Origin of the sequence: Flavobacterium sp. GSA192, from assembly GCF_006386525.1 — a bacterium.
Taxonomy (GTDB): domain Bacteria; phylum Bacteroidota; class Bacteroidia; order Flavobacteriales; family Flavobacteriaceae; genus Flavobacterium; species Flavobacterium commune.
The window spans coordinates 378,226-401,469 of sequence record NZ_VAHC01000001.1 but is presented as its reverse complement, the minus strand read 5'-3'; the positions used below and the strand labels follow the sequence as shown (position 1 = coordinate 401,469).

The 23,244-nt window shown below is 34.0% G+C and carries 14 protein-coding genes and 1 tRNA gene; 8 read left to right on the top strand and 7 right to left on the bottom strand.

The window, feature by feature from the left end; genetic code table 11:
* Window positions 1–77 precede the first annotated feature (77 nt).
* From FDM27_RS01685 to FDM27_RS01670, 4 genes are all read right to left on the bottom strand, one after another.
* Window positions 78–1,616: a RagB/SusD family nutrient uptake outer membrane protein gene (locus FDM27_RS01685; protein WP_140484940.1), complete on the bottom strand. Its 1,539-nt coding sequence runs from the start codon at window positions 1,614–1,616 to the stop codon at window positions 78–80.
* 29 nt (window positions 1,617–1,645) lie between these two features.
* On the bottom strand, window positions 1,646–4,966 hold the full coding sequence (locus FDM27_RS01680; RefSeq protein WP_219846393.1) for a SusC/RagA family TonB-linked outer membrane protein: 3,321 nt from the start codon (window positions 4,964–4,966) through the stop codon (window positions 1,646–1,648).
* A 99-nt stretch (window positions 4,967–5,065) separates the two neighbouring features.
* Window positions 5,066–6,217 carry a FecR family protein gene (locus tag FDM27_RS01675; protein ID WP_140484939.1) on the bottom strand — a complete coding sequence of 384 codons (1,152 nt, stop codon included), beginning with the start codon at window positions 6,215–6,217 and terminating at the stop codon, window positions 5,066–5,068.
* Between the two features lie 102 nt (window positions 6,218–6,319).
* Entirely contained in the window at window positions 6,320–6,904 is a 585-nt protein-coding gene (locus FDM27_RS01670; protein ID WP_071185036.1) for an RNA polymerase sigma factor, read from the bottom strand.
* 336 nt (window positions 6,905–7,240) lie between these two features.
* Here FDM27_RS01670 and FDM27_RS01665 point away from each other — a divergent pair, with 336 nt between their 5' ends.
* The 8 genes from FDM27_RS01665 (at window position 7,241) to FDM27_RS01630 (ending at window position 18,748) form a co-directional block, all read left to right on the top strand.
* The gene (locus FDM27_RS01665) at window positions 7,241–9,727 is read left to right on the top strand and encodes a DUF2339 domain-containing protein (RefSeq protein ID WP_140484938.1); all 2,487 of its coding nucleotides are present in this window, start codon (window positions 7,241–7,243) and stop codon (window positions 9,725–9,727) included.
* Window positions 9,714–10,943 carry a hypothetical protein gene (locus FDM27_RS01660; protein ID WP_181161616.1) on the top strand — a complete coding sequence of 410 codons (1,230 nt, stop codon included), beginning with the start codon at window positions 9,714–9,716 and terminating at the stop codon, window positions 10,941–10,943. Before FDM27_RS01665 ends, FDM27_RS01660 begins: the two co-directional genes overlap by 14 nt.
* 80 nt (window positions 10,944–11,023) lie before the next feature.
* On the top strand, window positions 11,024–12,043 hold the full coding sequence (locus FDM27_RS01655) for a LacI family DNA-binding transcriptional regulator (RefSeq protein ID WP_140484937.1): 1,020 nt from the start codon (window positions 11,024–11,026) through the stop codon (window positions 12,041–12,043).
* Window positions 12,044–12,089: 46 nt separating this feature from the next.
* The gene (gene mgrA / locus FDM27_RS01650; protein ID WP_140484936.1) at window positions 12,090–13,079 is read left to right on the top strand and encodes an L-glyceraldehyde 3-phosphate reductase; all 990 of its coding nucleotides are present in this window, start codon (window positions 12,090–12,092) and stop codon (window positions 13,077–13,079) included.
* Window positions 13,080–13,420: 341 nt separating this feature from the next.
* Window positions 13,421–15,757: a glycoside hydrolase family 2 TIM barrel-domain containing protein gene (locus FDM27_RS01645; RefSeq protein ID WP_140484935.1), complete on the top strand. Its 2,337-nt coding sequence runs from the start codon at window positions 13,421–13,423 to the stop codon at window positions 15,755–15,757.
* Window positions 15,758–15,955: 198 nt separating this feature from the next.
* A complete protein-coding gene (locus FDM27_RS01640) occupies window positions 15,956–18,100 on the top strand; it encodes a hypothetical protein (RefSeq protein ID WP_140484934.1) in 2,145 nt (714 codons plus the stop codon).
* Complete coding sequence (locus FDM27_RS01635) at window positions 18,090–18,383, top strand: hypothetical protein (RefSeq protein ID WP_140484933.1); 294 nt, start codon at window positions 18,090–18,092, stop codon at window positions 18,381–18,383. Before FDM27_RS01640 ends, FDM27_RS01635 begins: the two co-directional genes overlap by 11 nt.
* Before the next feature lie 294 nt (window positions 18,384–18,677).
* Window positions 18,678–18,748 (top strand) — tRNA-Trp (locus FDM27_RS01630).
* Window positions 18,749–18,812: 64 nt separating this feature from the next.
* Here the strand turns inward: FDM27_RS01630 and FDM27_RS01625 are convergent.
* From FDM27_RS01625 to FDM27_RS01615, 3 genes are all read right to left on the bottom strand, one after another.
* Window positions 18,813–19,856 (bottom strand): alpha/beta hydrolase, encoded by a 1,044-nt coding sequence (locus FDM27_RS01625; RefSeq protein ID WP_255510436.1) that lies wholly within the window; start codon window positions 19,854–19,856, stop codon window positions 18,813–18,815.
* A 150-nt stretch (window positions 19,857–20,006) separates the two neighbouring features.
* Window positions 20,007–21,569, bottom strand: a complete 1,563-nt coding sequence (pelA, locus tag FDM27_RS01620; RefSeq protein ID WP_140484931.1) for a pectate lyase — start codon at window positions 21,567–21,569, stop codon at window positions 20,007–20,009.
* 108 nt (window positions 21,570–21,677) lie between these two features.
* The gene (locus FDM27_RS01615) at window positions 21,678–23,237 is read right to left on the bottom strand and encodes a DUF4957 domain-containing protein (protein WP_140484930.1); all 1,560 of its coding nucleotides are present in this window, start codon (window positions 23,235–23,237) and stop codon (window positions 21,678–21,680) included.
* Window positions 23,238–23,244: the final 7 nt, after the last annotated feature.

Genomic DNA, 23,244 nt, shown 5'->3' with positions numbered 1-23,244 from the left:
GATAAAAAACCCATGTATTTTAGAATAATCTAGGAACACATGGGTTTAACCAACTATTTATTAACCAAATTTATTACTTAATTCAAAGGGTAACCTGGATTCTGTTCCAGTTTTGGATTTGCAGTTCGCTGCTCCTGAGGAATAGGATATATACCTCTAAAAGTATCCGTTTGCGTTGTTTTGAATGCCCAGGTTCCTGTAAAATAAGTCCCAAAACGAATCATATCTCTTCTACGGTGACCTTCCCAAATCAATTCTCTAGCTCTTTCGTCTTCAATATTTTTCAAAGTCAAGCTTGATAAAAGAGACGCATTACTTCTACCTCTTACGGTATTTACTAAATTTAATGGTGTATCAGTGATTGTTGTAGTACCTCCTCTAAACAAGGCTTCGGCTTTTATCAATAAAATATCAGCATAACGTATTAAAACCAAGTCATTATCAGCATTAAAACCAGACCAGGATGTTCCAATAGGAGTATATTTCAACACTTTATATCCTTCGTTATCCTCAGCACTTACTAAATCTTGCACTGCAATTATATTTAATTGCGTTCCATTTGGGTAAGTTAAAGGTGTAACACCATCTAAATAATATTGTGGACCATATTCAATCAATGACTTACGGACATCCTGATTTTCATATCTATCAAGAGCTTCCTGATAGGTACTGTAACCATTGGCGGGTGTAAAAGGTAAATTGTATTTTAATTTATCTAATGCGTTTTGAGTATATAAGATAAATTGATTGCTTCCTGCATTCTGTGCTGGTGCAATAGAAAAAGAGGAAATTATTTCTGTTGAATTCTGCTCTTTAGTTGACTTGAAATTATCTACTACAGCTGCTTCCAATGAATATTTATTGGTACCAATAATTTTATCACACATGGCTACCGCTTCAGTCCATTTAGGAGTTCCTGTATATACCTGAGCATTTAAATACATGGTTGCCAAAACTCCATAAATAGCTTCTTTTGTAAACCTTGGATAATAACTTGCTTTGTTTACAGATGTTATTGAAGGCAAATCTTCTATTGCAGCCAACATTTCTGTTTCAATAAAATCAAATATTTCTGCTCTGGGAGTAGTACCAGGTAAATTATTAGGGTCTATTCTTGCCACAGTAACTAATGGTACATTACCCCAAAAATCCATTGCATAAAAATAACCATAAGCACGTAAGGCTCTTACCTCAGCAATTAATCCTTTTAAATTGGCACTATTTGGCGATGCCTGCAAACTTTCTAAAACAGCATTAGCCGTACCAATTTCCTGAAAAATATTTCTCCATGCTCTACCACAAGTAGCGTTTGTTGGAGCTACAGTATGATTGATTATGTCAATATTATTTTGGTCAAACCATCCCCCACTGGCTCTTCCGGGAACTATAAACTCATCGGTTCCAAATTCGGCGATACGCCAAGGATCCCCAATATGAGCTACCTGAGACAAAGCCTGATAAACTCCCACTACAGAAGAAAGTGCCTCTGCTTCATTGTTATAATAAGTATCAGGAGACAAACTTCCAAATGTTTCCTCCTCTAAATTGGTACATCCCGGCAATAATAGTGAAACAGCAAATGAACACCATATTAATTTGATTATATATTTTTTCATAATAGTATTATTTTTAATTGAAGTTTAGTTTAGAAGGTTACACTTAATCCGGCACTTACTGTTTTAGCTTTTGGATAAGCTAAATAATCAACTCCAATAGGAGCAATTCCAGTACCAGAAACATCTGAATTAACCTCAGGATCTAAACCTGAATATTTAGTAAACAACAACAAATTCTGTCCCGTAATAAACAATCTTGCATTAGAGATTGCAGGCAAATTTTTAAGATTAATATCATAACCTAAAGTAATATTGTCTAATCTTACAAAAGAACCATCCTCAATCCATCTGGAAGAATATTGTTTAGGTTGCGTTCTTAAAACACCGCTTGAAACAGCTTCCTGCAATACATTTCGTCCAGGAAGATTACTTAAATACCCTAAGTTATTAGCAGTTAAATTAAACACATCATTACCAACAGATCCTCTAAAATTAAATCCTAATGATAATCTCTTATAGCTCAATGAATTTGTAATACCAAATGTAAAATCAGGTTGTGCTGAACCAATCACTTTCATTTCCGGATCAATTATCTCAACACCATTTTCAATCCCTTTAAATTCTCTTCCATAAAAAGTCCCCACAGGCAATCCCGGTTGTATAAGTTGGGCATAAATACCTGCTGTTAAGCCTTGTCCTTGCAATGGTGCAACCTGAATATTATCCCCTTTGTACAAACTATTAGAAAGACTTAATACCTTATTTCTATTTCTTGTATAGTTGATAGAAGTACTCCATGAAAAATCAGCTTTTTTAATGATATCAGCAGAAATTTCTAACTCAATCCCTTTATTTTGTACACTTCCCACGTTTGCTAATTGGGTACTAACAGCTGTAGGCGAAGGCACCGGAATACGCAGTAAAAGATCCGTAGTTTTTTTAACATAATAATCGATACTTCCGCGAATTCTACCATCTAATATCGAATAATCGATACCCGTATTAAACTGGGCAGTTTGCTCCCATTTTAAATCAGGATTAGCATATTGCAATGGCAACACAGTGGTAATTCTTTGTCCTCCAACAATATATCCTGCTGAAGTAGCTCCAAGTCTTGTAATGGAATTCAAATTTCCAATTTCCTGATTTCCTGTCACCCCATAACTGGTCCTGATTTTTAAATCAGAAATAGTTTTAGATTTAAAGAAATCCATATTAGAAACTCTCCATGCCAAAGACCCCGATGGAAATACCCCCCATTGATTTCCTGAACCAAATCGGCTTGAACCATCTCTTCTCACAGTTGCGGTTGCCAGAATAATATCATCAAAATTATAGTTTACCCTACCATACATCGAAATTAATTTATTACTTCCTTTGAAAGAAGTTACACCTTGATTCGTACTGGCAGCCTGAAGGCTATACCATCTGAATTCATCTGATAAAAATCCTGATACGGCATTACGGATTCCTTCGTTTACAAAATATTGGTATGAATAACCCGCAATAGCATCTACACTGTGTTTACCAAATGAGTTATTATATCTCAAAACAGTTTCTAATAACTTGCTGTAATCTTCTAGTTTTTGAACACTGGCATATCCGCCCATTCCTTCTCCTAACGGATTTGATTTTTTAACATAGGAATTTCTATTAATTGCTTGGTTAGTATAACCTAAATTCACATTCACACTTAAAGGATTAAAAATCTTATAAGTAGTGGATAAATTACCTAAGAAACGATTATTAGTTACTTCATCTAAAACATCATTAGAAAAAGAAACCGGATTGATTCTATAAGGAGGCACATGGTTGTAGTTTCCATTGGCATCATAAATTGGATACGTTGGATTAAAAACATAGGATTCGTAATTGATACTGGTTCCTGCTTCACTTCCTACTGTGTTTGACACCGGTGAATTATTAGAAAATGTTTGACCATAATTCACTCTAAAATCAAATGTAAGTTTATCATCAAGTGCAGAATGATTCACGTTGATTCTTGCATTAGCTCTTTCTAATTTGGAACCAATTAAAACCCCTTCCTGATTACCATATCCCAAAGAAGCTCTGTATGCGGTTTTGTCTGAGCCTCCTGAAAAAGATAAGTTGTAATCCTGTGTTTTTGCGGTTCTATAAATTTCGTCTTGCCAATTTGTATTTCCTCCTAAATCAGAAAAAGTCAAACCTAAATCGGTATTAATTTTTCTATACTCATCAGCAGACAAAACATCTAATTTGTTTGAAACTGTCGAAATCCCTCCGGTAACATCAAGACTCACTTTTAAATTTCCTGATTTTCCTTTCTTAGTGGTAATAACAATTACTCCGTTTGCTCCTCTCGAACCATAAATAGCTGTTGAAGAAGCATCTTTCAAAACAGTTACTGATTCAATATCATTTGGACTAATAGTCATCAAAGGATTGGTTGGTTCCTGATCGAAAAAATCAGTTCCATTTCCTCTAATATTTGCTGAACTCACTCCTGCCGAAGTAGAAATGGGCACACCATCAATAACATACAAAGGATCATTTGTTCCTGTTAAGGAAGTTCCTCCACGAATGATTACTGTATTAGAACCTCCTGGTTTACCACTATTCTGAGCAATTACAACACCAGCCATTTTTCCTTGAATAGCTTGCTGTGCACTTAATTGTGGTCCTTTGTTAAAATTTTCTGATTTTACAGAAGAAACAGAACCCGTTAAATCTTTTTGTTTACTTGAACCGTAACCCACTACAACAACTTCTTCTAATTTTGCGGTTTCTGGCAGAAGTTGGAAATTGATTACGGACTGATTATTAATCTTTATTTCTTTGGTTCCATATCCTATAAATGATACAACCAAAACACTCTCATTTGATGGTACTTTTATTAAATATTTACCGTCAAGATCAGTCTGTGTGGCTATTTGAGTTCCTTTAACAAGAATACTGGCTCCCGGAATAGGTTGATTATTCTCATCGGTTATTTTACCGGACACTTTTATTTCCTGAACAGCTTTTTCTTTCGCTTCAATGGGCTTTTCTTTCGCCTCAGTACTTAAAGTCTCTTTAATGATAATATTCTTATCGGCTGTTATTTCGAAATTCAAATTACGAGATTTAAAAATCGGAGTTAATAATTTAGAAATTTCAATGGTCCCTTTTTTCAATTGCACCTTTGGAGCATCTTTAAAAAAGTCGTTAGGATAAATAAAACTGTAATTGGTTTGCTTTTGAATTATTTTAAAAACTTCTTTGACCGAAACCAATTGATTTTCATCAATAGATATTTTTGCCTGCGAAAAAGTGGTTTCAGTATTGAAACTGAAAACGGTCGTACAAAATAGGATTAAAAATGTTTTCATCATAATCAATAGAAGCCGTTTTTGAAATTCAAAACGACAATTAATAGAATTAATTTTCATAGTTTTGTGGTTGTTAGTTGAACAATAGTTTAATTAATGTATAGGGAGGGAAGTAGTAAGGAAACCGCTAAATATCTAAACTACTAACCCTCTTTTTTTTTATTTCAGTATCAAGGTTTTATTTTTAAATTCATATTTCTTTATAATTCCGGAGTTTTTAATAGACCTTAAAATTTCATCAATATTTCTGTCTTTTATTAAAACTCCATTAAATTGCTCTTTTTTGATAGATTCGTTTTCAAAAACAACCTGAATATCATACCATCTCGATAGCACTTTCATAATTTCATCCAGTGGTTTATCTTCAAAACTGAAAACGCCATCTTTCCAACATATTTCGCTATAGACATCAACCTTAGCTATTTTCACCTTATTAGTTTTAAGATCAAAATTGGCGCGTTGATTTGGAATTAAGTTTTGTTTGACATTATCAAATTGCATTTCGACCTTTCCTTCTACTAAAGTGGTAGAAATACTCAAATCGTCTTTGTATGCTTTTATATTAAATTCGGTACCTATAACGTGGATTTTTTGAGCCTTTTGAGACACTGTAAAACCCGCCCCTTTATGAGCTGTACTTGGAGACACATCAAAGTAAGCTTCACCATAAACTAATTCTACTTCTCTGGTTTTTCCTTCTACAAAATTTACCGGAAATTTCAATTTGGTTTCTGAGTTCAACCAAACTTTTGTACCATCAGAAAGTGTGATGGCAAACTGCCCGCCTCTTGGAATAGTCAAATAATTATACGCTATTTTTTTTGAAGCCGAATTGGATTTGTTGTACAACAACTCTTTTCCAGTACTATTTACGTTTTTATTATTGTAAGTTTTACCTTTTTCTAAAACAACAGTGGAACCATCTTCCAAAGTTAACATTGCTTTATCAGTACCAACTTCTATTTTGTTAGGAACCGCTGCAACAACAGTATTTGTTTCTTGTTGATTAAAAAAAGCTGTAAATGCTATCAATACTGCTACTGATGCCGCTACAGCATATTTAAAGAAAGGTTTTTGATATAACGGAATTACTTTAGTTTCTTCTTTTTTATCAAAATCCAATTCTAATCGGATTTTTTCATAAATCCTTTCCTGAACATCTTCTTTGGATCCCAAATGAACAGGCCAATTTTCGATTTCCTGATTATTCAAAAAGAAATTCAGCAGTTTGTCTAATTCCTCTTTCGTAATAGAACCATCGAGAAGTTTACTAACTAATTCTGAAAAATAGTGTTGGTGATTGAAACTCATTTGTTCGTTTTTTGTATGCTTATATAACTAAGTCTCCAAAAAAACGTTTCACACCTGCTCTATTTGTAATTATTTTTACTTTTTTTTACACATCTTATTTTTTTACTTTAAAAAAAGTGTGATAAACTCAATACTTACGGCTACTCCAAGCGATTCTTTTAAAATCTTTAAAGCTTTAGAAATATGACCTTCAACCGTACGTTGCGAAATATTTAATTGCTCAGCAATCTCTTTATTAGACAACATATTTTCTCTGCTCAACTTATAAACCTCTTTGCATTTGTCCGGTAAAGTATCAATAATGGAATCTAAATGATGAATTAATTCTTCATGCATTAATTTGGTTTCTGGATTAGAAGTTTCAATTTTATTTTCAAAATTATCAAACAACTCGCCCTTTAGCATCTTTTTATTTTTATCAAAATGGTCATAGACTTTATACACAGTACTAGTGTACAAATAACTTTTCAAAGAAACTTTTATCTGCAACTTCGCCCTTCTTTGCCATAGCGAAATAAACACTTCTTGAACTATATCCTCACATACCGATCTATCTTTAACAAGATTATAGGCCGCCAAATACATGATTTCCCAATATTCTTTATAAATAATCGTCAAAGCTTCTTCTTCGTTTTCCTGAAGACGCTTCACAAGATCTATGTCATTGTATTTATTTACAAATGCCATTTAAAATATGCTTTAAGGGTTAGTGGGTCAAATCTAAAAATAAATAATCAATTTTCGAATATCTTAAAATTTTAACATAATATTTTATCAAACAAAGAGAACAATCCCTACAAACATTAAAAAAATAGGGTTTTGAAAATTATTTTTATTTCTCAAAAAACAGCATTCGTTACTATCATCCACAATAACAAGAATCAATGTAATTCTTTATTAAAAAACAAAACATTAGCAAAACGAATAAACCAACTTAAAAAAAGCAGCTAACATCAGAAAAAAATGACAGTTGATTTATAAATGTTACTATATTTACATTTCATTATTTTCAAAAAACCTGCTATGACCATTTTTTTATTGTTATTACTTTTTGGATTTTTATACTATATCAAAACCACTCTTGATTCAAAATTCGACGGACTTGAAGACAATTTAAGAGAATTGAGTCGGAAAATAGACCAACAAAAAGTAGTAGAAAAACTTCCTGAAAAACCAATTGCAACTCCTGAAGCTACAAAACCTCCAGTAGCTGTTGCAATCGAAAAACCAATAGTTCAAACCCCTATTGAAAAGGAAACAATTCAGGAAAAGACAGAGAACGTTATTCAGACAATAGAGACAGTTCCTACTCCAAAATTTGAAGAACAAAAACTAGCACCAAAACCATACATTCCTGTAGAACCTGAGAAAACTTTTTGGGAAAGATTCAGAGAAAACAATCCTGACTTAGAGAAATTTATTGGCGAAAACCTAATTAACAAAATCGGAATTTTAATTCTGGTTTTAGGCATTAGTTATTTTGTAAAATACGCTATCGACAAAGACTGGATTAACGAACCGGCCCGTGTGGGAATTGGTATGCTTGCTGGCGCATTAATCCTGGGAGTTGCACATAAATTACGTAAAAAATATGCCGCCTTCAGCTCTGTTTTTGTAGCTGGCGCCATTGCCGTTTTTTACTTTACTATCGCTATTGCTTTCCATAGTTATCATTTATTTGGTCAAACCGTGGCATTCATCATTATGGTGCTTATTACCGTATTTAGTTCACTCATTTCACTTTCTTATAACCGAAAAGAGTTGGCTGTACTATCTCTAATTGGCGGATTTGCAGTTCCGTTTATGCTTAGCACGGGCGAAGGAAATTATGTGGTATTGTTTAGCTATATCCTCATTTTAAACATTGGGATTTTAGCTTTAGCGTATCATAAAAAATGGGGGATCATCAACATCTTGTCTTACGCTTTTACGGTATTGTTGTATGGCGGTTGGTTATTTAATGAACTAGACGAAAAAACACCGCATTATCTTGGTGCGTTAATTTTTGGATTTGCATTTTATTTTGTTTTCATACTCATCAACATTATCAACAACATTAGAACCAAAGGACTTTTTTCTGTAACAGAATTGAGTATTCTGGCCAGTAATAGCTTTTTATTTTATGCTGCCGGAATGGTGATTTTAGAAAATTTCCATCCTGAACTGAAAGGAATATTCACCACCGCATTGGGATTATTAAATTTTACTTACGCCTGGTTTTTATACAAAAAAATGGGTCTGGACAAAACAGCTGTTTATCTATTGATTGGATTGACACTTACCTTTATAACACTTGCCATTCCAATACAATTTGAAGGTAATTACATTACTTTATTTTGGGCTGCAGAAGCTGTAATTTTATTATGGCTGGCTCAAAAATCAAAAATAAATTATTACCGATTTGCTTCAGTTATTGTTCAAGCCTTAATGACCATTAGCTTGTTGATGGACTGGAAAGCGATTTACCTATCTGATCTTGCGTTACCAATTGTATTCAACAAAATTTTTCTAACTGGTATTTTTGCTGTTGCTTCCTTATTTGCTGCCTATTATTTATTAAAAAACGAAGAAGAAAATCAACAAGAATTCGGAATCACTTTTAACCCAAAAGAGTACCGCTATTTTATAAATATCATCGGAATTCTAATCGGTTATTTGGTTGGATTATTTGAAGTAAATTACCAGGCTAATCTTCTTATCCAAGGAGTGAATTCGGCATTTACGCTTCCTATTACTTATCATTTTATCTTTAGTGTTTTTGTTTTCAATCATTTTTGTAAAATCAAAAACACCGTTGCAAATCAACTGGCAAATATTCTGGCGATTATCAATATTGTATTGTTTACATTTTTCTTTTCTAACTATTCGTTTTACGAACACGAACAATACATTGCAACAGGAATCCACCAAAGAATAGGATTCTATTTGCACTATATTTTGTTAATTATTACGCTGTTTTTTGGCTATAAGCTGTACCAAATCAATTCTGAAAAACCGATATTTGAAATATTCCAAAAGAAATTTTTTATTTGGATTGCCGCATTTTTCATTGTCTATCTAGCCAGTACCGAATTAATGCTTCACGGATTGGCATTTTCAAATGCACCAGTTACAGCACAAGATGTTCAATCTAGTCCATTTTATAAAAATTACGCAGCAAGCAATTTACAATATCTAAAACAGCAAATCGCTTTTGATCAAATACAACTCAGCCGAAACCAAATTATAAAAACCGCATATCCAATTTTATGGGGAATTCTTGCTTTTGTTTTCCTAATTATTGGAATTCGAAAACACATTAAAAACCTACGAATAGCAGCTTTAATCTTATTAGGAATTACTATTCTTAAATTATTTTTGTTCGACATCAGCAATGCTTCCGAAACTGGGAAAATAATTGCCTTTATCTTATTGGGAGTTCTAATTCTAATTATTTCATTTGTGTACCAAAAATTAAAAGTCTTGGTTCAGGATGATAATAAAAACCACGCCAACAATGAAACTGAATAAATTTTTAGCGTTTTTAATTCTGCTTACAAATGGTATTTTGGCACAATCCAATACTACTGCAAAAATCAATGCTGTAGCCAAAAATGGTTTGCATAAAATGAATTTGCCTGCCGAAATTCGTTCGTTTTCGAAAGAAGATTTGAGTGATTTTAGAATTCTTGATAGCAAAGGAACTGAAGTCCCTTATTACATTCTGCAAGGAAATATGGAAAGTAAATTCAGCTCTTTTTCGGAATTTAAAATACTTTCCAAAACGGCAATTCCAAAAAAAGAAACCACTATTATTTTCGAAAATGATAAAACATCAATTTCCGAAATCGCACTGTCAATAAACAATTCTGACGTTAGAAAACCGTACAGCATCAGCGGAAGTAACAACCAAAAAGAATGGTTTGGATTAGTGAACAAAGCCGTTTTAAGCGAACTTGAAAATAGTGAAGCTGTTAGTGTTTTCAAAACCATTCCGTTGCCGCTTTCCTCCTATCGCTATTTAAAAATTGATTTAAACGACAGCATATCATTACCCATAAACATCTTAAAAATTGGCTACTTTACCCATAAAATCAATGCTGCCAATTTAGTTGAAATTAAAACAAGTAGCATTAAAACAATGCAAATTCAGGCGCAGAAAAAAACGCTGATTCATGTTGCTTTTAAGTATCCTCAAATTGTTAACCAAATTCATTTCACAGTATCCAATCCGAATTTATTCCAACGCAATGCCCGAATTTATGTCAACAAAAAAACGCTTGTAAAACACAAAACCAAAAGCTACCAGGAAACGTTATCCAATTTCGAATTGAATTCCAATCAAAAGAACAGCTTTACAGTTCCTCAGTTTTTTGAAAAAGATTTTTTCATAGAAATTGAAAATCACGATAATCAACCTTTGACTTTTACTAAAATTCAGATTTTCCAAAATCCAATTACTGTAATTGCCGATTTCAAAGCCAATGAAAACTACAGCATCCAAACAGGAAATCCAAAACTTAATCAGCCAAAATACGATTTAGAAAACTTCAAAAACAACATTAATACTGATTTACCTGAAGCTACAATTCATGACATCCAACATCTTACTGCTAAAGAAAACAAAATCAAAACCCAGTCTTTTTGGCAACAAGCCTGGTTTATGTGGCTTTGCATTGGCTTAGGTGGAATTGCGATTGTATTTTTTACCGATAATTTGGTAAAGGATATGAAAAAGCATTCATAAACAATAATTTAGAAAATTTAACTCCCTCCTACTTCACTAATTCAAAATAATATTTTACTTTCGTAAACGATTACGTAAATATGAAGAATAAAATAACCATTAGCGATATTGCCAAAGAATTAGGAATTGCTCCTGCAACGGTTTCTCGTGCCTTAAGCAATCACCCTGAAATAAGTGCCAGTACGAAGAAAAAAGTAAAAGCAGTTGCTGAACGTTTGGATTATATGCCCAACAAAATAGCTTCATCCCTACGTTCTGGAAAAACAAAACTGATTGGTGTTTTAATTCCAACAGCCGAACATTTATTCTTTGGATCTGTAATTCATGGCATTTCAAATTTAGCGAGTCAACATGGCTATGATGTTTTGATCTATCAATCGAATGAATCGGAAGAATTTGAAAAAAAGGGAATTGACACTTTTATTGGTGCCAGAGTCGATGGCATTCTGGTTTCCATTTCTAAAAACACCACTAATTTCTCTCATTTCAAATCGGTTAAAGAGAAAAATATTCCGATTGCTTTTTTTGACCGAACCAATGACGATTTAGAAATTTCTTCGGTTTGTATTGATGATTATTTAGGTGCATTTATGGCAACCGAATCCCTTATAAAATCAGGATATCAGCGAATTGCTCATATTTCCGGACCGCAACACATCAAAGCTTTTTCGGAAAGGATTCGTGGTTATAAAGCCGCATTGGAACAATACAATATTCTTTTTGATGCCAGCTTAATTTATAGTGGAGACATTAGTATTGAAGCAGGAAGAAAAGGAGCAACTTATTTTTTAAATTTAGAAAATAAGCCGGATGCTATTTTTGCCGTGGAAGATTTTACAGCGCTTGGCGTTTTAAAAGAATTAAAAGAAAAAGGAATTCAAGTTCCAGATGCATTTGGAGTCATTGGTTTTTGCAATGACTTATTCGGGGAACACATCACTCCTTCTCTATCTACTGTCGATCAAAAAACAGTGCAAATGGGCGAAGAAGCCTTCCATCTTATTTATGAGTTAATTTCGAAAAAAGTAGAAAAAACAAACCATCAAAAACGAATATTGACTCCAACATTAATAACAAGAGAGTCATCCAAAAGAAACTAAAAAAATTTAATACTCACCGTAAACGATTACGAAAAACAACAAAAATATGACATATCAACCAGCAGCAAACCGATACGATAAAATGGAATATCGCCGATGTGGAAATTCAGGATTGAAACTTTCTGCATTTTCATTAGGACTTTGGCACAACTTCGGAGAAAATAGCGATTTTGAAAACAGCAGAAACTTAATTAAAACTGCTTTTGACCATGGAATTACCCATTTTGATTTGGCTAACAATTACGGTCCGCCTCCAGGATCAGCAGAAAGCTGTTTAGGAAAAATTTTAAAATCAGATTTTAAAAACTACAGGGACGAAATGATTATTTCGTCTAAGGCTGGTTATACGATGTGGGATGGCCCTTATGGCGATTGGGGTTCGAAAAAATATTTGGTTTCCAGTTTAGACCAAAGTTTAAAAAGAATGGACTTGGAATATGTCGATATTTTTTATCACCACAGACCTGATCCAGAAACGCCTTTAGAAGAAACTATGGCGGCTTTGAATTTAATTGTGCAACAAGGAAAAGCGCTGTATGTTGGAATTTCAAACTATCGCCCAGCAGAAGCGGAAAAAGCTTTTCAATTATTAAAAGAAATGGGAACACCTTGTCTGATTCACCAGCCTAAATACTCCATGTTTGAGCGTTGGGTAGAAGACGGACTTTTGGATTTATTAGGAAAAGAAAAAGTAGGTTGCATTCCGTTTTCTCCATTGGCACAAGGCTTATTGACTGACAAATATTTGAACGGAATTCCAGCCGATTCAAGAGTAGCCACCAGCGGACAATTTCTAAAAGCAGATCATATTACTCCTGAAAGAATTGAAAAAATCATAGCCTTAAACAACATTGCCAAAGAAAGAGGTCAAAAGTTAGCCCAAATGGCGCTAGCCTGGATTTTACGCGATGAGAGAGTAACTTCAGTACTAATTGGTTCCAGTAAACCCGCACAAATTTTGGATTCTATTAAAGCCTTAGAAAATACCAATTTCAGCACGGAAGAATTGGAAAAAATCAATTTGATTTTAAAATAAGATCCGCCTGTTTGCTAACGAATTAAACTGCCACGGAGCTGAGCCCACGAGGTATTAAAAAACAACCGCAGATTCGCAGATTATAATATGAAAATCTGCGAATCTGCGGTAAAAAACGAAGCAAAGCTCCGAGAAATTAAACCTAAAGAGATTAAATAAAAAAGACCACAGACCTGTCTGCCGACAGGCAGGTGACACTGATTGAACAGATAAAAACGGATTTATCATAGCCCTTTGTAAATTACAATCTGAGATAATCCGCTAAAATCAGTTTCATCTGTGTGCCATTCTTTAAAATCAGTAGAAGAAACATAAAATAAATCAACCTAAACCCAATCAAAATGAAAAAACAGAAAAACATAAAAGCCTACAGTCTTTTATTCTTTTTAGCTTTTGCAACGACCATTTTCGCTCAAGGCCGACAAACCATCAATTTTGATGCGAACTGGCAATTTACAAAAGGAGAAATAGCCGGTGCTGAAAAACCGGAGTTCAACGATAAAAGCTGGAGAAATCTTGACGTGCCTCACGATTGGAGCATTGAAGGTCCTTACGACCGTGAAAATCCAACAGCACGTGGCGGAGGTTATTTGCCTGCTGGAATTGGCTGGTATCGCAAGACCTTTAAAGTAGACGCTGCCGATGCTAATAAATTGTTTGCTATCGAATTTGATGGTGTTATGGCTAATAGTGATGTTTGGGTCAACGGAAAACATTTAGGAAAACGTCCTTATGGCTACATCAGTTTCAGTTATGATTTGACACCTTATTTGAACTTTGGAAAAGATAAAAACAACACCATTGCCGTTAGAGCCGACAATACCATTCAACCCGCTTCCCGTTATTATACAGGTGCCGGAATTTATCGTCATGTACGTTTAGTTGCTGTCAATAAAACGCATTTTAAACATTGGGGAACACAAATTACAACTCCTAACCCAACTGCTAAAAAAGCAGTGGTAAGTATCAAAACCGAAATAGAAAATAAAGGGGCTTCCGGAACTTATAAATTACAAATTGAGCTTGTTGACAACACCGGAAAAGTGGTAAAATCCAGCGAAAGCCAGGAAAATATTGCAGCCAATAAAACCAACGAATTATCAAAGGAAATTGAAATTCTAAATCCTAAATTATGGGATATTGAAGCGCCCAATTTATATACGGTGAATACCAAATTGTATTCAGGAAAAACACTTGTTGACAATCAGACGATTACTATTGGAATCAGAAATGCCGAATTTAGAGCCGATACCGGTTTTTGGTTAAACAATAAAAATTACAAAATAAAAGGGGTTTGTCTGCATCATGACGGCGGTGCGGTTGGAGCGGCAGTTCCGCTTGGCGTTTGGAAAGAACGTTTGCAAAAATTAAAAGAAGTGGGCGTAAACGGAATTCGTACTTCGCACAATCCTGTAGCTCCCGAATTTCTTGATTTGTGTGATCAGATGGGATTTGTGGTTATGGACGAAACTTTCGATACCTGGACGGCAGCCAAACACAATGGTGAAAAAGGATATAATTTATATTTCAAAGAATGGTGGGAACAAGACACCAAAGACATGATTTTAAGAGACCGAAATCATCCATCAATCGTGATTTATAGTATTGGAAACGAAATTCATGATGATTTAAGCTATCCGGAAGGTTACAAAAAATACAAGATGCAGGAAGATGTGGTCAAAAAATACGACAACAGCCGACCGGTAACAATGGCTCTTTTTAGACCAGCGAATTCTAAAGTATATCTTAGTGGTTTTGCAGAACAAATGGACGTTGTAGGTCAAAATTACCGTGAAAACGAACTGATTGCTGCCCACGAAGCGCATCCAAGCTGGAAAGTTATTGGTACCGAAAACACGCATGTATTAAATCAATGGTTGGCTTTAAGAGACAAGCCGTATATGGCAGGACAATTTTTATGGACGGGTTACGATTATCTGGGTGAAGCCGACTGGCCAGAAACTACTAATAATCAAGGTTTATTTGACAGAGCCGGAAACTGGAAACAACAATCGTTGCAAAGAGACAGCTGGTGGTCTCCAGAACCTGTGGTGCATATTGTTAGAAAATCAGATAATGCAGGTGCTGGATTTTGGGTTTCTGATTGGACACCGAACGACTTTGATACCTATGACAATGCCAAAGTAAATGTGTACAGTAATTGCGAAGAAGTAGAACTTTTCCTGAACGATAAATCATTGGGTTCATTGAAAAAACCGGCTGACGATTCGCCAAGAGAATGGAATGTTACTTTTGAAGAAGGAACCATAAAAGCTGTTGGAAAAAACAACGGAAAAGTAGTTACTCAGGAAGAACATACTTCTGCCGGAAAACCTGCCAAAATTATTCTAACGCAAAGCAAAGGCACAGTTGCTAACAACTGGGATGATGTGACTTTTATTACCGCAACTATTGTGGACGACAAAGGAATTAGATGTGCCAATGCTGATCATCTAATCCAATTCTCTATTACGGATTCCGGTAAAATTATTGCCGTTGACAATGGGAACATCATCAACCACGATGGTTACCAGGTTCAGAAAACAAGAGCCTACCAAGGAAAAGCCATTGCAATTGTTAAAGCCGCTAAAGACAGCGGAAGCATTTCAGTAAAAGCAGATGTTGAAGGTTTGATACAAGGAGCAACAACGCTTAGTATTGTTGCTGAGAAGAAATAATAATATTTAATTTTTTATATTCTAAAAGTACAGTGCAAGCTGTACTTTTTTTGTTTTATAGAAGTACGAAAAGTATTCAATAAATAAAAGTGCTTTTGATGATTTGTAGTGAATTATTTATATATTTGAAATCAAATATTATATATGACGTTTATCAAACATATAAACTAGTTCTGCCCAATATTAGAAAAAATCAAGATGAAAATTGACATTCATGTACATACAAGAAAAGTAAAATCTGGTGACGCACCTACAAGGAACATTGAAAAAGAAAGGTTTGTTGAAATTTTAAGTGATACTGAGGTAAATATTTTAGCAATTACCAACCATAACCATTTTGATGTTAAACAATATGAACAATTTAGAGAAGGAGTTGAAACTCATTGTCAAGTATGGCCAGGTATTGAGCTTGATATTTTTGAAAATGGAAAAAGATCTCATTTAATAGTAATTTGTAACCCGAAAAACTATCTAAACTTTGACAAAGCTGTGAGTGAAATATTAGATGGAGAAAATCCTGATACTTTTACAATAACCTTACAACAAACCGTAGAAAAATTCGACACTTTAGACTGTATATATATTGCCCACTATTTCGTAAAAAAGCCAAACTTAGGAGATAAAGAAATCGAAACCTTGATTGAATTGGTTTCAAATCCTAAAAGAATTTTAAAAGAGGCTACAAACTCTATTTCAGCGGGGATTTATATCAGTCACGGACATAATTCTATTTATGGTTCAGATATACATGATTGGAATGACTACATAAAACAATCACAAGACCTACCAGAACTAAGACTCCCTGTTGAGAGTTTTGAGCAATTCTGTCTTTTGCTTGAAAAAGATGAAGCTACTATAAACACAATTCTAGACAAAAAAACTAAAGAAAGTATTGAATTATTTCCTTTTAAAAATGACCCTTTTGAGAAAATCGTTTTAGATATCTATCCTGATATAAATGTTCTTTTTGGAAGTAAAGGAACTGGAAAAACAGATATTTTGGAATCCTTATCTAAACATTATAATAGCAAAGGTCACAAAACATCTGTTTATAAATCAAATGATAATCATTTAAATGCTGTTTTCGACATAAAAGGCAACACGTTCAATTGCAATGCATCTGATTTCGGATTTGATGAATGTGTTGACGAAATAAGATTTCTTAAAGACGTTACCGAAGAGAAAGTAACTACTTTAAATAAATATGAATTACATTTTTCATTTCAAGAGACCAATAAAATTTCTCAAAAATTAAAAATCAAGAGTATTACTCAAGAAGATGAGACTCCTTCTGAAAGAGTTCTTGAAGAAATTACAAAAATCCTAGATAGTTTTAATTCCTTTGAAACTTATATAAATGAAATTTCTGAAACAACAAAATACATTGATGATGAATTAATTAACGAACTTAAAGTCATTATTGAGAAAATTCTTTTGCAACTAAAAAATGGAACTGAACGCAATTTTATAGAAAATAAAAGTATTAAGCTACTTAATGGCATTATTTCTTGTTTCAACAATGAAATTGCAAAGAAAACTAATCAACCACCAAAACCCACAAAAACAGGTTTTTTAGAATATTCTAGAAACAGAATTAAAATTGAAAGAGCGTCTAAAAAAATAACTAAAATAATTAATCAACCAATTAATGCAATTGATGAATACGCTGGTAGTCTTGGCGAAAAAGGACAATTGATATGCAAAACAAACTTAGTATTTCATAATGGTTCTTTCTCAAATGGAGACTACTCGCCTGTAAAAAATGTTTTCAAAACACCACAAAAAGATTTTGCAAATACTGTTTTCTCTATATCAAAACATATTTATTCAAATGATTTGTTTTCAAAAATCACCGAATTAAATGATATAGAGAACATTAACACCATTAATTCTCTTAGTGACTTACTTTTAAAACACAAACATTTTACACTAGACGGAACTATTTATAACCCTTCGAATGGAGAATCTTCTATGATTCTATTACATAAAGAACTTGCGGACGACAAGGATATTTATTTGATTGACGAACCAGAAAAAAGTCTTGGAAATGATTACATAAATGATGTGATAGTACCTTTAATTAAGGAAAAAGCACTTCTAGGGAAAAAAATAATTGTTGCAACTCATGATGCAAATATTGCGGTTAGAACATTACCTTATAATTCCATCTATCGACTTAATGAACAAGGAAAAGGATATACTCTTACTGGTAACCCATTTTCAAATTCTCTGAATTGTATTTATGGTTCGAGACCAAGTCTAGACTGGAAGGAAATTAGTATGAAAACTTTAGAAGGCGGTAAAGATGCCTTTGGAGAAAGAGGAAAAATATATGGAAACTAAAAAAGCAACTATCAAAAGAGAAGAACTACATACATATTTGGTTCTTGAAGTTGGAGATACCCCAATTCAAATTACATTAACAGACGACAATCCCAACAATGTTAAATCAGTGTTTAATTTAATTTTAAAGGGATTAAAAAAAGGGTTGTTTGAGTTTAAATTAGAAGACGAGAATTCAGACTTGTTCAATAACATTTGCGTGGAATATTTAAACCAGTTAAATACTGAAATGAAATCAATACATGAGGAATTAGTTGAATATGAGTTAACTGAAAATGAATAAATACTGGGCACAACAGCCGTTTGGCGAGATTGGTTTTTTAGGCTTAATGGAAAGTTAGTCTTGTACTTGTAAAATTTTTGTTTAACCGAAAAAACCCGCATCTTTAATCCTCAACCCCTTCAAGCTCCAGAGCGTTTGATGGAGAAAATTATCCAGAAATAAAAAAATATTTCCGTGCAAGTACCTCCTAACCATTTCATTAGAAAATAGCAACAAAATTTATTGATTTATACTCACTGATGCTGTTCGTTTTTTCTCTAAATAAACCTATATTTGCGCCCTCAAGGTTATTCTACGGGCGTAGTTCAAGGGTAGAATAGCGGTCTCCAAAACCGTTGATGGGGGTTCGAATCCCTCCGCCCGTGCAAACTAAAAATAACAAAGCCTCAAAAATAATTTTGAGGCTTTGTTATTTTATAAAACTTACTTTTATTTCTTAAACACTTTTTTCAAAAAACCATCAATATATTGAATCGTAGGTTCAAACCAAGGATTAAAAAGACAAAAAGTATGTGGCGAATTTTCGAATTCATGCACTTCTGAATAGATTCCGTTTTTATCTAAAACCTTTCTGTAATCGTCTCGACCAGCGTGCATTCGGGCTACTGAACTATTGATAAATAAGGTTGGCGGTGTACTCGCACTTACATAACTCAAAGGCGAAGCTGCTTCCCAAAGTTTTGGATTGTCTTTTTTCGAATAACCAAACCAGTACGTTCCCGCAGAGATATTCTTACTATCATCGCCTTCACCTCCTTCAGGATGTACAAAGGATAAAGTTCCATCAATATCCACCACTGCATTCACTTGGGATTGTGAATTAGAATTGGTCACCACACCTTCAAAAAGCGGCATATTCCCGGTTGTTCCCATGAAGGCTGCCATTTCTCCTCCTGCCGAAAATCCCAATGCCACAATTTGATTCGGATCTACATTGTATTGATTAGCGTTTTTTCGAACCCAACGAATAGCGGCTTTCACATCATAAATGGCTGCAGGAAAAAGTGCTTCAGTTGAAAGTCGGTATTCGGGAGTGAAACACACATACCCCAAACTAGCTAACTTTTGTGCCATTGGATGGTGTTGTTCTCTACTTCCAGAACGCCAACCTCCACCGTGAATGATAATGATGGCTGTTTGTTTTTTCTTGCTGTTTTTATCAACGAAAACATCCAATTTCATTTTGCGTTTTCCATAACTACAATAAACAACATCATTTTTTTGCTTTACATTTTCAAAATTCATTTCGGGAACCATCGTAGTATTAGGATGGTATTTCAATGTCTTTTTGAAAGCGCTCGCTGTCGCAAAAGAAGTATCTCTAAGTTGAGTTAAACCTTTTAGGTATTGAGCGTTTAAAGACGTAACAAATCCAATGAGACAAAAAATAAATAGTGTTTTAAAATTGATGATATTATTTTGCATAAATCTGGTTCTTACAATGATTAGTTTAATTCCTTTATAAAAAATCATGAGTCGGTTTAAATTCATCAAAATTAATTCCCCCTATCCCTAAAGGGTGTAATTTTGATGAATTTTCAAGAAATTTTCCGCCCTTTAGGGACGGGGAAAAGAAAATTTCTTTTTTTAAAATAAATTTAAACAGGCTCTAATTTTAATTATTTACAAACCGTGTTTAGCTTTCCAATTGGTATATTCTGAACCAATCAAGGCATTGGGCCAATTGCCATACCAGGAATAATTAACTCTTCTTTCATTCTCAATTTCGGCTAAAGTTGTTTTTGGGATTCCGTCACGACCACAAAACATTGGTAAATTGTTCGTTAAATCATAAAATCTTGCCCATATTACATTTCCAGGAGATGAAACCACAATAACATCCTGCCCTGTAGGCTGAGAAGCATCGGTAATTTTTTGTGTAGCAATTCCGATAATCTTAGCTCCATTAAACCAGTCAATGGCATCTTTTACAGCCTGTTTTACCGCTGCTGATGGTTGCTCTACCAGCATTAAAACACGTACAATACCAACTGATTCCGAACCGCTAAAAGAAGGTAACTCATAAGATCTGGCTAAAGCAGGTAGCAAAGTCACCTCATCATGTTGTGCACACCAAACTGTTTTTTTGCCTTTATATGTTATTTGAGTTTGTAATATAATATCGATACCTTTATTGAAAGCGGTAGTTGCTTTGTCTTTGTATGTTGGATTTACCAGTTCTAAATTATTTTTGCCTTTTATAATATCCCACATCAGGTTCATCACATTCGCAATAGCATTATCATTATAGGTAATTTGATGTCTGTACCCACTTTTATCCGGATAATATTGTGGCCAACCTCCATTAGCATATTGGGCTAAAAACAGCCAATCAATCGCTTTTTCGGCAGCTGCTAAATAATTAGGATTCTGAGTTGTTTTGTAATCGGCTAGTAACCATCGTAATTCGGTTACCACATGCCCGTTGTCTATAGTAGTATCAGTATTGTTTTTTGTGGCCAATGCAGCTGTTTTTTCTTGAGTTGTAGGTGCTACATTATAATCATTTAAATCAGCAATGGTTTTCCCCCATCCTCCATTATTTCTTTGCCACAACAAGATACTTTCGCCTCGCACTGTAGTTAGATACACGGTGGTGACTCCTGAAATAGTTATTTGAAGTTGGGTACTTTTTCCGCTTCCATCAGTAGCTGTAGCTGTTACAGTAATTGTACCATTAAGTCTGGGAGTTAACAAACCATCGGCACTAATAGTTGCTATTGCCTGACTTGAAGTAGTCCAGCTGAGCGTTTTAGTAGTCGCATTTGCAGGAGCAATTTGAGCGGTCAATTGCAATGGCTGACCGTTAGTAATTGCAGCAGCTGTAATAGCAATACTTTGTATCAATACGGCAGGTGATGTTATTCCTGAAACAGTGTAGGTTTTATCTCCATAGCTACCAGAACCGTCTTTGGCTGTGGCAGTAACTTTTACCGTTCCGTTTTTTAGGCCTGTCAAAAGTCCGGTTTCGGTAATTACAGCTGTTGATGGATCCGAAACACTCCAGCTTACTTCCTTGTTTGTCGCATCAGCAGGAAGTACATTCACTGTTAATTGTTTAGGTGTGCTGGTTAATGAATTATCTCCATTAATGACAATTGTTTTCACTTGTATTTCTTTTTCTATATCATCTTTTGAACAGGACGAAAGATTCCAAACAAAGAACAGGATTAGTATATATTTCATAATTGATTATCTTATTTTAGAAAAAATTCTATTGTTAATTCAAAACACATTATAACTAAAGAGGCATGCTAATAGCACACCTCTTTATTGTATTTAAAATATTGAAGATTATTTAATCCAACGTGGATCACCTATTTGATTATCTTTTAAAGTTTGATTGCTAATGGTAAAATCACCAGTTGCAGTATTTGTAAATCCAGGGTCTAAAAGAGTAAATGTTCCTGAGTTATCAAATTTAGTTGCCGTTGTATGAAGCCCTGTTGAATTAAAATAATTATTACTTAAAAAAGTAGGATTAGCGGTATTTGCTTGATTTGAATAAATTGCAGCAGTATTAGCGAAGAGCGTTTTACGAACTGTCAACGCATTGTTTAAAAAACGAACGTATAATATGCGTCTTGATGCTATGTTACTTACTTTATGAATCGTGCAATTTTCCAGCAACACATTAGTGGTTAAACCTGTACCTGATGCACCTGCTGCATCAATTCTGATAAAATCTCGCTCTGCAGAAGTAACTGCTGCACAATTATTGAATGTACTAGTTTTAACAGTAAGATTAAGTACATTCATTTTTCTAAAATCTATAAAATCACTTCCATTACACCACATATCAGTAACAACAGAATTCTCTACAGTTACAGAATTAACAACTGAATTGTCCAAATCTCCATAAATAAGTGCTTTTCTAAAATTACGAATAGTACAACCACTAATTAATAAAGAAGTATAATTTCCAGCTTGATTATATTTCACAACATCATTATTAGAATCAATAGTAGGTCCATCTCCTTCTAAGTCTAAATCAATTAAACTAATATTAGCAGCACCGGTATTAATTAAAAATCCATTTTTTAGTTTTGGTTTATCAAAACTTCTCAAACCTCTTAGAGTAATTGATTTTGAAAGTGTAATAACACCCTTTTGAGCCGTATAATCTCCAGGTTCTAAAACTAAGACAGCACCAGATGCTGCGTCGGCAATTTTTTGAAACAAATCATCAGTAGGCTTTATAAGAGTGGCATCTCCTACATCAACACCTGTTGTAAAATTGAGTACACCTCTAATTTTTATACCATTGTACAAGGTAGCTGTATAGGCTGTTTCTCCGGATAATCCGGTTATGGTTGCCATACCATTTATTTTTTCCTGAGCTGTAATAACATGAGTAATATCACCAGGAGAAAGTTTAATTTGAGTCACATTACTATTAGGCGTCCAACGAAGTGTAGCCTGAGTCCCCAAAATATCACCATCAACAATTCCGGTAAAAATCTGCTCTGTAAGTGTTGTAGCAGTAACAGTCGTCCAATTAGAATCTTCCAAACCATTTACAATGGCTTTTACTCTAATAGAATAGACTGTTTCCCCTTCCATTTGTACTCTCAAAGGCAATTCGGAAGCACTCACTTCTAAGCTTTTGACAATAGTAGTAAAATTAGGATCATCGGCACTAAATTCAACTACATAATGATCTACATTATCTCGTGGAGTCCAGTTTAACTCGACTGTAGTTTGTGTTCTGATTGTTGCAGTAAGTTCTACAGGAGCAAAAGCTCTGTTAACCTCCAGCATATCGATTACGTCTTCATTGTAACCTGTACAACTCATTAGAGTCCCTACAACAAATAAGGAAGCTAAAAATATTTTAACTATAAATTTTTTCATAATTTTT